14 protein-coding genes are annotated in these 14,109 nt (G+C 42.4%); 8 read left to right on the top strand and 6 right to left on the bottom strand.

Features of this window, described 5'->3' with window-relative positions; all coding sequences use genetic code 11:
- Nucleotides 1-35 precede the first annotated feature (35 nt).
- Together B5X60_RS15580 and B5X60_RS15575 are read right to left on the bottom strand one after the other, a co-directional pair.
- Nucleotides 36-608, bottom strand: a complete 573-nt coding sequence (locus B5X60_RS15580; protein WP_139377505.1) for a hypothetical protein — start codon at nt 606-608, stop codon at nt 36-38.
- Between the two features lie 102 nt (nt 609-710).
- Nucleotides 711-2,444 carry a gliding motility-associated C-terminal domain-containing protein gene (locus tag B5X60_RS15575; RefSeq protein ID WP_079703656.1) on the bottom strand — a complete coding sequence of 578 codons (1,734 nt, stop codon included), beginning with the start codon at nt 2,442-2,444 and terminating at the stop codon, nt 711-713.
- A 48-nt stretch (nt 2,445-2,492) separates the two neighbouring features.
- On the opposite strand from B5X60_RS15575, the gene B5X60_RS15570 reads away from it, so the two are divergent.
- Nucleotides 2,493-2,798 carry a hypothetical protein gene (locus tag B5X60_RS15570; RefSeq protein ID WP_079703655.1) on the top strand — a complete coding sequence of 102 codons (306 nt, stop codon included), beginning with the start codon at nt 2,493-2,495 and terminating at the stop codon, nt 2,796-2,798.
- On the opposite strand, the gene lpxB is transcribed toward B5X60_RS15570, so the two are convergent.
- From lpxB to acs, 4 genes are all read right to left on the bottom strand, one after another.
- Nucleotides 2,799-3,929, bottom strand: coding sequence for a lipid-A-disaccharide synthase (gene lpxB / locus B5X60_RS15565; protein ID WP_079703654.1), 1,131 nt, complete (start codon nt 3,927-3,929; stop codon nt 2,799-2,801).
- Between the two features lie 114 nt (nt 3,930-4,043).
- Nucleotides 4,044-4,823 carry a 5'/3'-nucleotidase SurE gene (surE, locus tag B5X60_RS15560; RefSeq protein WP_079703653.1) on the bottom strand — a complete coding sequence of 260 codons (780 nt, stop codon included), beginning with the start codon at nt 4,821-4,823 and terminating at the stop codon, nt 4,044-4,046.
- Between the two features lie 268 nt (nt 4,824-5,091).
- The gene (locus tag B5X60_RS15555) at nt 5,092-5,277 is read right to left on the bottom strand and encodes a CsbD family protein (protein ID WP_079703652.1); all 186 of its coding nucleotides are present in this window, start codon (nt 5,275-5,277) and stop codon (nt 5,092-5,094) included.
- Nucleotides 5,278-5,353: 76 nt separating this feature from the next.
- Nucleotides 5,354-7,261 (bottom strand): acetate--CoA ligase, encoded by a 1,908-nt coding sequence (acs, locus tag B5X60_RS15550; protein ID WP_079703651.1) that lies wholly within the window; start codon nt 7,259-7,261, stop codon nt 5,354-5,356.
- 760 nt (nt 7,262-8,021) lie between these two features.
- On the opposite strand from acs, the gene rpmB reads away from it, so the two are divergent.
- From rpmB to B5X60_RS15515, 7 genes are all read left to right on the top strand, one after another.
- Nucleotides 8,022-8,255 carry a 50S ribosomal protein L28 gene (rpmB, locus tag B5X60_RS15545; protein ID WP_079703650.1) on the top strand — a complete coding sequence of 78 codons (234 nt, stop codon included), beginning with the start codon at nt 8,022-8,024 and terminating at the stop codon, nt 8,253-8,255.
- 85 nt (nt 8,256-8,340) lie between these two features.
- Nucleotides 8,341-8,523: a 50S ribosomal protein L33 gene (gene rpmG / locus B5X60_RS15540; RefSeq protein ID WP_079703649.1), complete on the top strand. Its 183-nt coding sequence runs from the start codon at nt 8,341-8,343 to the stop codon at nt 8,521-8,523.
- Between the two features lie 83 nt (nt 8,524-8,606).
- Complete coding sequence (locus tag B5X60_RS15535) at nt 8,607-8,771, top strand: DUF4295 domain-containing protein (protein ID WP_079703648.1); 165 nt, start codon at nt 8,607-8,609, stop codon at nt 8,769-8,771.
- 212 nt (nt 8,772-8,983) lie between these two features.
- Nucleotides 8,984-9,946 carry a signal recognition particle-docking protein FtsY gene (gene ftsY / locus B5X60_RS15530; protein WP_079703647.1) on the top strand — a complete coding sequence of 321 codons (963 nt, stop codon included), beginning with the start codon at nt 8,984-8,986 and terminating at the stop codon, nt 9,944-9,946.
- A gap of 14 nt (nt 9,947-9,960) precedes the next feature.
- Nucleotides 9,961-11,289, top strand: coding sequence for a 30S ribosomal protein S12 methylthiotransferase RimO (gene rimO / locus B5X60_RS15525; protein ID WP_079703646.1), 1,329 nt, complete (start codon nt 9,961-9,963; stop codon nt 11,287-11,289).
- A 48-nt stretch (nt 11,290-11,337) separates the two neighbouring features.
- Nucleotides 11,338-12,930 carry a bacillithiol biosynthesis cysteine-adding enzyme BshC gene (bshC, locus tag B5X60_RS15520; protein WP_079703645.1) on the top strand — a complete coding sequence of 531 codons (1,593 nt, stop codon included), beginning with the start codon at nt 11,338-11,340 and terminating at the stop codon, nt 12,928-12,930.
- Between the two features lie 5 nt (nt 12,931-12,935).
- Nucleotides 12,936-14,030, top strand: a complete 1,095-nt coding sequence (locus tag B5X60_RS15515; protein ID WP_079703644.1) for an Ldh family oxidoreductase — start codon at nt 12,936-12,938, stop codon at nt 14,028-14,030.
- Nucleotides 14,031-14,109 lie beyond the last annotated feature (79 nt).

The following is a 14,109-nucleotide window of genomic DNA, read 5'->3' as shown; positions in this document are numbered from 1 at the left end:
CAATTTCCAGATTTCCTACACTTCGCGAGATGGCATCATAATAACCAAAAAATTATGAGTCCAACTGTTACTCCAATTAGCGCACCTGCCATAACTTCACAATTCGTATGTCTTTGTAATACCAGCCGCGATTGCGCAACTACCGCAGTAAATACTAGAAATACCAGTCCGGCTGCCAAATTCACAGACATCATTAAAAATCCGAGAAAAACATTAACTGATACATGTAAAGAACTTTTGATGTAAAAATTAATGAGTTGTGAAATTATCAGGAGAATCAGCGATCCAGCAACTGAGTAGCGGAGGTTGTGGGGTTGATTAGTTGTGAATAAATAAACCGTAAAAACGGCAAGTAACATGGTAGCAAAGATATACCAGGACTGCCTTTGGCGCTGATCAGATACGTCAAAATTGGTATACACCCCATCTTTTGTAAACATATACATTCGTAACGTAAGGGGCAAAAATATTCCCAAAATCAGTATTATGGAATGTCTGAAAGCCACTACTACTTCTTCCAGATGGAAAAACATACATACAGCGAAAACTGCTGCAGTTAACAAGGGGTGACCGATTATTGACAGGACAGTAGCGACGCGTTTATTCATGTTTTAAAACAGCTCAATTTTGGTCCGTGCCAGCCTTGCATACCGTACCATGTTTATTGTGTCCAAAATATGAACTTTTTAGCGTTGAAAAGATTGTCTAGCTCACCGTACCAGCGTGACATACCCCGACCTTGAATACTTTTTTGACTCCAGAACGCCGTCAATCACCCAATAATATACTCCCACCGGTACTTGTGTTGTTTCCTTGAAACCAGTCCAGTACTTATCGATATTACTTGTGGTATACACCACATCTCCCCAGCGATTAAATATTTTAAAGTATTTAACCTCCACGTTACTATTTAATAGTACCGTCAATTCGTCGTTAACCCCGTCATTATTAGGTGTGAACATATTGGGTATGATCACATCCGGTATGATTATATCCACCAGAATAGGTGTAATAGAAATGCATCCGTCAGCCGTAACACTTTTTATATGATAGGTTCCTCTTCGACCTATTCTTGTCGGGTCAGGAATCGGAACTGTAGCTGCAGCATTCAGCCAGAACGAATAAGTGATCTCTTCATTTCTCTCAAATGCAGTGGTAATATCAACTGTGGCTGGATTTACGGCTTGCAATACCCTCGTCAATATGAGCGGTGGAACAAGACTTATCTGTGCCCGTACGGGCCTTACCAGCACACAGCCTGACGAACTTTTGCCTTTGATATAGTATGTACCCGTTATGTATACGTGCTTGGGGTCATTCAAGGGTATAGTTGCCAATGGGTCCATCCAATAAGTGTATGTTAGGTCAGAACTATTTCCTGCTTTCAGGGATATATCAGTCAGATCTACGCTAATGCAATTTGGAGGGGGATCAATTATGTTCATATACATCCCGCCGATGGTTGAATACAGCGTCAGCCTGCACCCCAGTCCCGCATATGGCACTAGTTCAACACCTATCCTGGTCCCTATAGGAGGAACCGGAGAAACTACAACACTATCTCCCGTTCCAAGCAATTCATTCGTATTTGCATTGAACCAGCGGTAGCCAAAAAATCCAGGTAAGGTTTTCAATGTGATACTTTCAATACCCGGACAGGTTATATTTCCGGTTATAGGAATGGAACAATTCTCATCAAAATCAATGTAGGCGTAACCAAAATGTCCGCCTAAACTGCAATCGTTTGTAGTAAACTCCAGGCGGATCGTTCTCCCGATATACGCATCGAGATTGACGAGAACCGGCGACCATTTTTTGTATAGTACTGGAACTGGCCCGGCTGCACCCCCACCACCGCCACCGCCTCCCCCGGTGGGATTTCGCCCGGGATGGGGCGATGTAATAAACCCGGGAAGGCCTCCAGACGCCACAAATTCAAACGACCCACAATCGGTGGAATTATTGTTTGCCACATCAAATACACGGGCAGTAAACTTGGGTTGTTCGTCAAAACTATGTGTAGGACTCTCAAAAACAACTGCATAATTGAAAATAATCGAATAGTTGTCGACATTCGCAGGCACATTAATCGTATAACTTATTCTTTCAGCACCCCGCCCGTTGAAATCATTTCCCAGCATCACGACGTAATCGCTTCCATTAGGAGCGTCAGTTGAAAACTCGCCGTAATAATCTTTCCCACCACGAGGGATAATAGTGTGCTGGTTGGGAATAGGACTGGATGACACGAGAGTGAGAAAAGCAGGGCGAACAGCATTAGGTGCCATATTTCCCGTTTGAGAGATATTTCCGATGGCACAGTCCCAATTTGACAGCGTACCATTTTCAAATCCGATGTTTTGAGGACACTGTGTTACGACCTGTCCGTAGCCTGAAAAACCAGTAATACATAAACAGACCAAAAACAGGATCCTTGTAAACATATGTTAAGTTAAGAAAAAAAGCTCTTTGTCAGATAGATACAATAACAAGTGGACAATCTTTTTGTTGATAACCTGTCTTGTGGTTTATATACGAAGAAAATCGATCCTTGGTTGGCGGGGCTTGGGATCTTGTCTGGTATGCCAGTACTTGGGGAGAATGTGACTGGTACAAATGACCTATTCCAGGTAATCCGTGAGCAATCAGATTATGAAGGCATTTTAAAGATAAATGGCGTAGTACCAACTACAGTCCATGGTAATCAGTATTCAATGGCATCGTCTAACCCGACGGTTACTGATTATCTAACACTTATTACTACCCGCCGTACTGATTTCCCGATTACTGATTACTGATTAATGACTACCGATTACCGGGTAGCGGCGGAGATACTCAACCATCAAGGCTGCCGCCCTCTGCGAAGCTCCGGGTCCACCCATTTTCTCAGCAAGCTCATCATAATTTATTAGCATGCCAGTCCGGTATAGCTGGTCATGTAATATAAGATCCAGCTCTTGCGCGATGGTTTTACTGTTACAATCTTCCTGGATTAGTTCTTTCACAACGCTATCGTTCATCACCAGATTTACAAGAGATATAAACTTGATATTAACAACAACGCGGGCTATAGCAATGGAAACAGGATTTCCTTTATATACAACGATCTGAGGAGTTTTCAGCAAAGCAGTTTCAAGTGTAGCTGTACCTGATGTTACTACCGCAGCCTTTGAATTCCGGACGAGATTGTAAGTAGCGTTAAATACTACAGGGATTTGCCGGCCATCCAGATAGGGCAGGTAATCCTCCGCTTTAAATGTTGGCGCGCCTGCAATTACAAACTGGTATTCAGGAAACAAGTCTGCCGTTTTAACCATCTCTGGCAGAACCCTGTCCAGTTCCTGTTTTCTGCTACCAGGCAAAAGCGCGATCAGGGGCCTCACGTCAAGATCGTGGGTGATCTTGAACTGATCGTCAGGCTCGTTCTCTGCGATAGCATCGAGAATTGGGTTTCCGACATAGTCGACATCCATCCCCCAGCTTTTATAAAATTCTATTTCAAAAGGCAGGATACAAAACATCCGGTCAACGTATTTTTTAATTTTTAAAACACGCCGTTGATTCCAGGCCCAAACCTTTGGTGAGATATAATAAAATACCTTAATATTTTCAACCTTCGCAAACTGTGCGATTTTCATATTAAAGCCCGGGAAGTCAATTAGTATGATCACATCGGGCTTAAATGCGAGAATATCAGCCTTCGCCTTCTTGATATTTTTAAAGATGGTATTAAGATTAGCAACAACCTCAACAAACCCCATAAAGGCCATTTCAGAGTAATGTTTGGCCAGAACCCCTCCTTCAGCATTCATCAAATCGCCCCCGAAGAAACGAAATTCCGCACCAGGATCTTCCACTTTGAGGGCTTTCATAAGATTGGAACCATGAAGGTCTCCGGACGCTTCTCCGGCAATGAGGTAGTATTTCATGTGAGTATCAAGTAGCAGGTATCAAGTAGCAGGTATCAAGTGTCAAGATTTGTGGCAGGTAACGGTTGATCGTGCAGGGCTTAATTACAAATACCCTGCAAAACAGAATTAGGCCTAACCTTTGTTCTCACCGAAATCCCAGGTATTTAAAATTGGGATCGCATGATGAGCAGTCATATCGAACTGAACGGGAACTACTGATGCATACCCATGTTCCAGCGCCCAAACGTCTGTATCCTCACCATGGTCGTTATTCTGGAAAACTCCCGTCAGCCAGTAGTACTTCCTTTTGTGCGGATCAAGGCGTTCATCAAATTCCTCTGCCCATTTTGCGTTAGCCTGGCGGCAGATCTTAATCCCTTTGATCGCATTTCCTTTAGGGAAATTCACATTTAATAAGGTGCCCAGGCCCAGTCCATGCTTCAAAACCTGTTTCGTTATAATTTCGATATATGTTTTGCAATGGCTAAAGTCTGCATCAAGTTCAAAGTCATCCAGCGAAAAGCCGATCGACGGTATGCTTTCAATCGCTCCTTCTACAGCGGCAGACATCGTTCCCGAGTACAGAACATTAATTGAATTATTTAAGCCATGATTAATGCCTGACACGCAAAGGTCGGGCTTCTTACCCTTGAATACTTTATTAACCGCCAACTTCACGCAATCAACTGGTGTACCGGAGCATTTATACATCTCCACACCTTCATACAGGTCTACCCCATCCAATCGAAGTGGTTTGGCAATAGTTATAGCATGACCTGTAGCCGACTGCGGGCCGTCAGGCGCCACTACGACTACATTCCCTAAAGTTTGCATAACCTCTATCAGGGCTTTAATGCCCGGAGCGGTAATACCGTCGTCATTAACAACAAGTATGGTTGGTTTATTCTTCATTGTGACGAAATTACAAAATAGTTGACAGTTGAAAGTTGAAAGTTGACTGGGTAATCGACTATGCAAACTATCAAAGGGATTGATCAGTGTCAGTTTGCTGGATACACTGCTCCTCGTAGATTTATACTATTAAAATACAATAATGAAAAAGCTCCCTCCTATTGGGGGAGCTTTCTGAATTATATGATTAGTGAAGTTTCAGGCGACGTATGCCAGCCACCCAGCCTGATTCCAGCAACTGATAACTGGTATCCGACACTCCAGCCCACTATAAACTTCTCAGCCAGTCGATTACACCTTCCCGTGTCTTACCTGTTTTCTGCTGCAAACGTCCGTACAGTTCATCGTCTTTACCTTCTTCGTACTTCAGGTCGTCATCTGTCATATCAGCATATGCTTGTTTTACTTTTCCTTTGAGCTCATTCCAGCTGCCTTTTAATTCTAACTTATCCATGGTGAATATCTTTTGGTTATAGTATAGATAACCATAGGGGATAGGAAATGTTTGGAGCTTGGATCCCTAAACCTTTCTAAAACGCCCCATTCTTTATCTCCTCCACCACATTCGGATCGAGCAAAGTAGATGTATCGCCAAGGCGCGAGGTTTCTCCTTCTGCTATTTTACGTAGGATGCGTCGCATGATCTTACCAGACCTGGTTTTAGGCAGTCCGGAAACAAACTGTATTTTATCAGGCTTAGCAATAGCACCGATTATTCGTGCAACGGTTTGTAAAATATCTTTTCTTGTGAGCTCATGATCATGCCCCGAAGTACCCAGGATAACATAGGCATAAATACCCTGGCCTTTGATATCATGAGGATACCCTACTACCGCACTTTCAATCACGTCGGCGTGCATGTTGATAGCATTCTCAACTTCCGCTGTCCCTATCCTGTGACCAGAGACATTTATTACATCATCCACACGTCCCGTTATACGATAATAACCATCCTCATCTCTCAGGCAACCATCTCCGGTGAAATACATGTTAGGATAAGTTGCGAAATAAGTTGTGCGGCAACGTTCATGATCACCATAGGTTGTACGGATAACTCCCGGCCATGGAAACTTGATACACAAGTTTCCACTAACATCATTTCCGCTAAGCTCATTGCCCTGTTCGTCAACCAGGCAAGGTTGAATTCCAGGTAAAGGCAGCGTCGCATATCCAGGTTTTGTAGGAGTTACTCCAGCGATTGGTGAGATCATAATGCCGCTGTTTTCGGTCTGCCACCAGGTATCGACGATCGGGCATTTACCTTTTCCAATGTTTTCATCGTACCAGTGCCATGCCTCTTCATTGATTGGCTCACCAACCGACCCAAGTTTTTTAAGAGAACTTAGATCTTTCCCTTTCAAGGGCTCTTCCCCAAAACTCATCAATGACCGGATGGCTGTTGGAGCAGTATACAAAATATTGACTTTGAACTTATCAACTATATCCCAAAAACGCCCTGCATCCGGATAAGTTGGGACCCCTTCAAACATTAAAGATGTTGCTCCCTGCGATAAAGGTCCGTACACAATATAGGAATGGCCGGTGATCCAGCCAATGTCAGCTGTACAGAAATGAACTTCGCCCGGCTCATAGTTGAATACTGTTCTGAAAGTATAGCCTGTATATACCATATAACCACCACACGTATGTACTACACCTTTCGGCTTGCCTGTTGAACCGGAGGTGTATAGTATAAATAATGGATCTTCGGAATCCATCGGTTCAGCTTCACACAGTGGGTTACCCTGGGTTTCAACCTTTCTGATTTCATCCTCCCACCACACATCGCGGCCTTTGATCATGGAAACCGGAGTACGGGTACGTGTAAGAACGATGATTTTCTGTACGGATTTACACTGGACAATTGCATCGTCAATGATGCTTTTCAATGGAATATCTTTTGGTCCTCTGAAGCCTCCATCAGCGGTAATAACAAGGCTGCACTCTGCGTCATTTATTCTATCGGCGATAGATTGGGCGGAGAATCCACCGAAGACAACAGAATGAATAGCTCCGATACGTGCACAAGCCAGAACAGCAATCGCCAGTTCAGGCACCATCGGCATATATATGCAAATGCGGTCACCTTTTTTTGCGCCGTTATTCTTTAAAACATTGGCAAACTGGCAAACTTTAAAATGAAGCTCTTTATAAGTGAATTTACGGTAGTGCTCTTCGACGTCATTAGGCTCCCAGATCAGGGCTGTTTTATCACCATCCTTTTCCAGGTGGCGATCAAGGCAGTTTTCCGTGATATTTAATTTGGCACCTTTAAACCATTGTACATTTGGTTCAACAAAGTTCCATTCCAAAACCTTATCCCATTTTTTCTTCCAGGTAAAAGTATCAGCAACGCCGGCCCAAAAATTTTCAGGCTCAGCAACACTGTATTCATAAACACGTTTGTAATCGTCAAAAGAATTAATACGAAGATCCATTTTATTAGTATAAAAAATATTCTTTCACACTGCTTATGCAGCACGAATTTGTCGTTTGTGGGGTAAAAATAGTTTTCTCATGTATAGGAAGCAAGTGGATGGAGCATTATCGTGTATAAGATTTGTGACGGGGGAGAAAGAAGTCAATAAGCGCAACGTGTACGTACACTTCATCGGTTAGCTTTATGTCAATAGAATAAAGATTTTAGCTATTGAAATGTGATAGGGTAAGACTGGAAAAAAAGCGGACAGGACAATTATGACGGCTATACAGCATTATTTTTTGAATGATATTTTGAAAAGCAGGTCCAGTAATCCTTAGGGAACGATGGTCCTGCTCTTCGCAGTAGTTTGGCAAAGACGCCCTGACTTTATTACTCAAACAGGTATTAGCCAAAGCTGCTTGCGTCGATCAGTTTTAATTGGTGGTGGCATTGCCACTATTCATCGTCGTCTCGGTTAGCAATTGTCCAAACTGACCTAGCAGCAATTCAATTGCGCGCTAAACCGGGGCGCAACGGCTGCTTTCTGCCAGGGCAGTTATTCGGCTAAAATGATCTTCATGTCAAAAACTGCAGCGATGAGAGAGTACACCCATCTCAGATTTCCCTTTCAACTTTCCCTTTCCCACTTTCAACTTTCACGATCCAGTCTTTTTCTTGGTTAATTTTCTCCCAAACTCTTGCGTATCTGATTTTTTCTCCCGATATTTGCAAACTCTTTAAAGAGTTGGATTAATAATAAAGATACACATAGAGTCATGTCGAGAATTTGTGATTTAACCGGGAAAATGGCGATGAACGGTTTTAACGTTTCTAATTCGAACGTAAAAACTAAACGTAAGTTTTACCCTAACCTGCATGTAAAAAAGTTTTACATTCCAGAAGAAGATAGATGGATCACGTTGAAAGTTTCAACTTCAGCGATCAAAACCATCAGCAAAAATGGCATTACAGCCGTAATTAATAAGTTCCTTAAAAAAGGGTATATATAAGTTATACGTATTACGTTATACGTTGTACGTGCAAGCGCACCCAGACGTAGAACGTAGGACGTAGAACGTAAAACATCAAAGTACAATGGCTAAGAAAGGTAATAGAGTTCAGGTTATTTTAGAATGTACCGAGCACAAAGAAAGTGGCATGGCTGGAATGTCTCGTTACGTTACAACAAAAAATAAAAAGAACACCACGGAGCGTTTGGAGTTAAAGAAATTTAACCCTGTTCTAAGAAAGGTGACTGTTCACAAAGAAATTAAATAGAAGTTATAAGTACTAAGCTATAAGTACTAAGTTCTAAGCATCTACTTATAACTTACAATCTATAACTTACAACTCAAAAAGAAATGGCAAAGAAAGTAGTTGCAACCCTAAAAACCGGAGCTGGTAAAGAATACTCTAAGGTTATAACAATGACTAAGTCTCCAAAAACTGGTGCTTACTCATTTAAAGAAATTATCGTTCATAACGATCACGTGAAGGACGCTATTGCCGGTAAAAGCGGTCAATAATTAGTAAATTGAACTTAAGAAAAGCCGCCCGCGTATTGACGTTGGGGGGCTTTTTTTAGTTATACGTTGTACGTTGTAAGTTGTACGTCAAATCGCCTATTGCATGACCTATACACAACGTACACGTATCACATAGAACTTATTAACTCATCGCGTAGAACGTGTTACGTATAACTCAACGTAAAACGTACAACGTAAAACGTATAACGTCCATGGGATTATTCGATTTTTTCAAAAAGAAAGAAAACAACGTTGAGGAACAGGAAGCTCTCGATAAGAGTTTAGAAAAATCCAGAGAGGGTCTGTTTTCAAAAATCACTAAGGCTGTTGTCGGTAAATCAACAGTTGACGAGGATGTTTTGGATGAGCTGGAGGAAATTTTGGTAACGTCTGACGTTGGGGTTCAGACAACACTGAAAATCATTTCACGCATTGAGGCTCGTGTCGCGGAGGACAAATACGTAAATACATCTGAGCTTAACGGCATCCTGCGTGGAGAGATACAAAAGCTTCTATCAGAAAATAACAGCAACGATTTCCGGAACTTTGAATATGGGAGTCATAAGCCGTATGTAATTATGGTTGTTGGTGTTAACGGAGTTGGTAAGACGACTACCATCGGCAAATTGGCTCACAAACTTAAACTTGCAGGCAATAAGGTTGTACTTGGTGCGGCTGATACCTTTCGCGCAGCTGCAGTAGACCAAATAAAATTATGGGGCGAGCGTGTTGGTGTTCGGGTAGTCGCGCAGCCAATGGGTTCTGACCCGGCTTCGGTTGCGTTCGACACCCTGCAGTCGGCTGTCGCAAACGGAGACGATGTGGCAATTATCGATACCGCTGGACGTTTACATAATAAGGTTGCCCTAATGAACGAGCTTACCAAAATTAAACAGGTAATGCAAAAGGTGGTACCGGGTGCACCGCACGAGATATTGCTCGTTCTGGATGCATCGACGGGTCAAAATGCAATCGAGCAATGCAAGCAATTTACTCAGGCGACCGAGGTAAACGCACTTGCACTTACAAAACTTGACGGCACGGCCAAAGGCGGTGTGGTTATCGGAATCTCTGATCAGTTTAAGATCCCTGTAAAATATATTGGTGTGGGTGAAGGCATAGACCACCTTCAGTTATTTAACAAGCAGGAGTTTGTAGACTCGCTTTTTAAATAAGAGAATTAGATTAAATGAAGACTAAGATCAGTACCAGCGTAGCAGTAAAGCCCAGGGTGAATGTCATCACCCTCGGATGTTCTAAAAACATTCATGATTCAGAAGTCCTTATGGGGCAGCTGAGGGGAAACCAGATGGATGTAATTCATGAGGCTGAAAAACTGAACAATAACGATATCATAGTTATTAATACCTGCGGTTTCATTGATAATGCAAAGCAGGAATCCATTGATACTATTCTGGAATACAGCCAGTTAAAAGATGAAGGAAAAGTTGGGAAAGTTATTGTTACCGGATGCCTTTCTGAAAGATACAAACCTGAACTGGAAGCTGAAATAACGAACGTTGACTCATTTTTTGGCACCAACGACCTGCAGAATCTTTTGTCTTCTATCGGAGCTGATTATAAACATGAACTCGTAGGCGAACGGCTTTTAACAACCCCCTCACACTTTTCTTATTTTAAAATAGCGGAAGGCTGTAACAGGCCGTGCTCATTCTGTGCAATCCCTCTGATGCGGGGTAAGCATGTGTCAAAGTCGATCGATGAACTGGTCAGAGAAGCAAAGTATCTTGCAAAAAACGGAACAAAAGAATTAATCCTTATTGCCCAGGACCTCACCTATTACGGATTGGATCTCTACGGTAAACGAAATCTGGCTGACTTGCTCAGAAACCTTTCTGATGTGAACGGAATTGAGTGGATCCGGCTTCAATACGCTTACCCCTCGGGCTTTCCGATGGATATTCTAGATGTTATGAATGAGCGGGATAACATTTGTAAGTATCTTGACATGCCGCTTCAGCACATAACCGATAATATGCTGAGTTCAATGCGCCGGGGGATTACACGACAAAAAACCGTAGACCTTGTAAACTCTATACGCGATAAGGTGCCGGGTATAGCTTTGCGTACAACCCTAATCTGCGGCTATCCGGGTGAAACAGACCAGGATTTCCAGGAGATGAAAGATTGGGTCGAGGAAACACGTTTTGAACGATTAGGATGTTTCACCTATTCCCATGAGGAGAAAACGCATGCGCATCAACTGATCGACGACGTTCCTGAAGAAGTAAAGCAGGAACGTGTGGATGAAATTATGGGCGTGCAGCAGCATATCTCGTACGAAAAAAACCAGCTAAAGATCGGCCAGAAATTTAAAGTTTTGATTGACAAAAAAGAGGGTGATTTCTTTATTGGCCGGACTGAATTCGATTCTCCGGAAGTGGATAACGAGGTTCTGTTAAACGCCAGCGTTGATTATGCCACACCGGGAACTTTCGTAAATGTTAAAATTGACCGGGCGGAAGATTTCGATCTGTATGGACAAATTGTCAAATAATCGATACCCCTGAGAGAATTCCACAAATTCCTCTAATTTCGTTTCTAAATGAAGGCAAATTATATTGATTACAGCGAAACGAAAAGTTTCTCACCTGCAATAATTCGCTATTTGGAAAACGACCCTCAATTGAAGTCATTTGTTAACTTCAGTGCGGATATCGATGGCTTCAGAAAATTCATTGAAACAAAAAACAACAAGTCCGACAGGGAAGTTCTGGTGGAAGTGCTGAAAGAACAGTACGAGAACCTAGGCCACCCCACTCCTGAACCCGTTCGCACCAACATAGATCTTCTTTTAAAAAAAAGCACCTTCACCGTAACCACCGGTCACCAGCTTAATCTTTTTACAGGTCCTCTCTATTTTATTTATAAAATAGTTACTGCAATAAATCTAGCGAAAGAATTAAAGGCAAATTTCCCTGATAAAGATTTCATTCCAATTTATTGGATGGCTGCAGAAGATCATGATTTTGCAGAGATTAACCATACTTACATTGCTGATAAAAAGATAAAGTGGGATTTAGAATCCCAGGGTGCAACGGGTCGCATTTCTACTAAAGACATTTCAAAGGTACTCAGAGAATACATCGGTACTTTAGGAGTTTCAAATCATGCATCCGCCCTGGCGGAATTAATGCAAAAGGCTTATACTGAACAGTCAAATTTGGCAGACGCAACTCGTGCAATTGTCAATTCTCTTTTCAAAGAATACGGTCTTGTCATATTAAACGCTGACGACCGAAGACTAAAAAGCCAGTTTTCAGAAATTATTTACCGTGATATTACCGAACAACACAGCTTTAAAAACATCTCAAAATCGAGTCAGCAGCTTCAGGATCTGGGACTAGACACCCAGGTAAATCCCCGAGAAATAAACTTTTTCTATTTGAAGGATAATCTGCGTGAACGAATCATTTTCAGTGATAGCAGGTACATGGTTCTTAATACCGAAGTCAGTTTTTCCCAAGAAGAACTTCGAAAAGAAATTGAAGATTTCCCTGAACGCTTTAGTCCTAATGTAGTTATGCGGCCGCTATATCAGGAAGTTATATTGCCTAATCTGGCATATATCGGAGGAGCAGCAGAAATTGTCTATTGGCTTCAGTTAAAGGAAAACTTTGATTTTTACAAGATAGATTTTCCAGTCCTGCTTCTTAGAAATTCGGCTTTGATTACGTCAAACAGCCTTACGTCTAAACTTAACAGGATGGATTTGGGCTTTCACGACATCTTTAAAGAAACTGAAAAACTTAGAAAAGAATGGGTTACAAAACACAGCAGCCATAACCTAAACTTAGATGACGAGCTGACGGAGTTGACTCATATCTTCGAAAGGATAGGTGCGAGAGCATATAAGATCGATCCTACCCTGGCTCCAAGTTCGGAGGCCGTTAGTGCCCGACTGCAGAAGTCCATAAAAAATCTCGAAAAGAAAATGATGAAAGCTGAGAAGCGAAATTTCTCTGATGCTCTCATTCAAATCGACTCAATCAAGGACAAGCTTTTCCCGCGTGGGGGTCTGCAAGAACGGACGGAGAACTTTGGTCTCTTTTATGTGAAGTATGGCCAGGAATTTATTAATGCACTGGTTTCTAATTTCCGGCCTCTGGAACCAAAGTTTACCATTTTAGAAGAATAGTTTTCATGGCATTTTATACGTTCACTGAGGATACCCTTAGAAATTTTACTATTTCCACTTTTTTAAAGATGGGGTGTTCGTCAGAGCACGCGAAACTTGCAGCTGATGTATTGATAAAATCCGACCTGCGCGGTATCGATTCACATGGAGTGGCAAGACTAAGCGGATATGTCCGTCTTTGGGAAAAGAAGCGAATCAACCCAAAGCCTAATATCAGAATCGTTCATGAAACACCGACAACTGCAACCGTAGACGGCGATGCAGGTTTGGGTTTGGTGGTAGCGCCATTTGCTATGAAAGTGGCAATCGAAAAGGCTGAAAAATTTGGATCTGGCTGGGTATCTGTAAAGAATTCCAACCACTTTGGCATTGCTGGTTACCATACGATGTTAGCCCTTGAAAAGGATATGATCGGCTTTGCCATGACTAATGCGAGCCCGCTGGTGGCGCCGACTTTTGCTAATGAAAGAATGCTTGGGACTAATCCAATGTGTTATGCATTTCCTGCGGGTAAATTTCCGCCCGTAATTATTGATATGGCCACCTCATCGGCTGCGAATGGAAAACTTGAGATTGCACAACGTTCGGGCAAACCGGTTCCTGATGGGTGGATTCAGGATAAAAACGGAAATCCATCAACTGATCCCCATGAACTTAAGAAAGGCGGCTCCTTACTTCCTCTTGGAAGTGACCGCGACCATGGCAGCCATAAGGGGTTCGGCCTCAGCGCAACCGTAGATATCCTGTCAGCGGTTCTTTCAGGGGCAAATTATGGTCCATGGGTCCCTCCTTTTGTCGCATTCCTTGAACCATCTGACAATCCCGTTGGCGAAGGAATAGGCCATTTTTTAGGCGCTATGCGGGTAGATGGATTTAGGCCGGTTGATGAATTTAAATCTCATCTGGATAATTGGATTGAGCGCTTTAAATCTGCTACACCAATTTCCCCTGACCAGGGTGTAGTAATTCCTGGCGAGCCCGAACTTCTTGCTGAAAAGGAGAGAAAAATTTCAGGAATACCGATAATAGATGCAGTGTATGATGATTTGAATGAGATGGCGGCAAAGTTAGGCGTTAAAGGTCTGCAGTCAAAGGTCTGAGGTAGGAAACAGGAAAAAAATCCATTCTGCTTCATGCCTCCTTCCTCCCAGTTAAAATATGTTAAACGCATCTTCGTTT

Source organism: Daejeonella lutea, from assembly GCF_900168015.1.
Taxonomy (GTDB): domain Bacteria; phylum Bacteroidota; class Bacteroidia; order Sphingobacteriales; family Sphingobacteriaceae; genus Daejeonella; species Daejeonella lutea.
This window is presented reverse-complemented; position numbering and strand designations above follow the sequence as displayed.

Excerpts from the sequence above, each read along its gene's own strand:
- B5X60_RS15580 (WP_139377505.1), bottom strand. The coding sequence starts at position 608 with ATGAATAAACGCGTCGCTACTGTCCTGTCAATAATCGGTCACCCCTTG.
- B5X60_RS15575 (WP_079703656.1), bottom strand. The coding sequence starts at position 2,444 with ATGTTTACAAGGATCCTGTTTTTGGTCTGTTTATGTATTACTGGTTTT.
- lpxB (WP_079703654.1), bottom strand. The coding sequence starts at position 3,929 with ATGAAATACTACCTCATTGCCGGAGAAGCGTCCGGAGACCTTCATGGT.
- surE (WP_079703653.1), bottom strand. The coding sequence starts at position 4,823 with ATGAAGAATAAACCAACCATACTTGTTGTTAATGACGACGGTATTACC.
- B5X60_RS15555 (WP_079703652.1), bottom strand. The coding sequence starts at position 5,277 with ATGGATAAGTTAGAATTAAAAGGCAGCTGGAATGAGCTCAAAGGAAAA.
- acs (WP_079703651.1), bottom strand. The coding sequence starts at position 7,261 with ATGGATCTTCGTATTAATTCTTTTGACGATTACAAACGTGTTTATGAA.
- rpmB (WP_079703650.1), top strand. The coding sequence starts at position 8,022 with ATGTCGAGAATTTGTGATTTAACCGGGAAAATGGCGATGAACGGTTTT.
- rpmG (WP_079703649.1), top strand. The coding sequence starts at position 8,341 with ATGGCTAAGAAAGGTAATAGAGTTCAGGTTATTTTAGAATGTACCGAG.
- B5X60_RS15535 (WP_079703648.1), top strand. The coding sequence starts at position 8,607 with ATGGCAAAGAAAGTAGTTGCAACCCTAAAAACCGGAGCTGGTAAAGAA.
- ftsY (WP_079703647.1), top strand. The coding sequence starts at position 8,984 with ATGGGATTATTCGATTTTTTCAAAAAGAAAGAAAACAACGTTGAGGAA.
- rimO (WP_079703646.1), top strand. The coding sequence starts at position 9,961 with ATGAAGACTAAGATCAGTACCAGCGTAGCAGTAAAGCCCAGGGTGAAT.
- bshC (WP_079703645.1), top strand. The coding sequence starts at position 11,338 with ATGAAGGCAAATTATATTGATTACAGCGAAACGAAAAGTTTCTCACCT.
- B5X60_RS15515 (WP_079703644.1), top strand. The coding sequence starts at position 12,936 with ATGGCATTTTATACGTTCACTGAGGATACCCTTAGAAATTTTACTATT.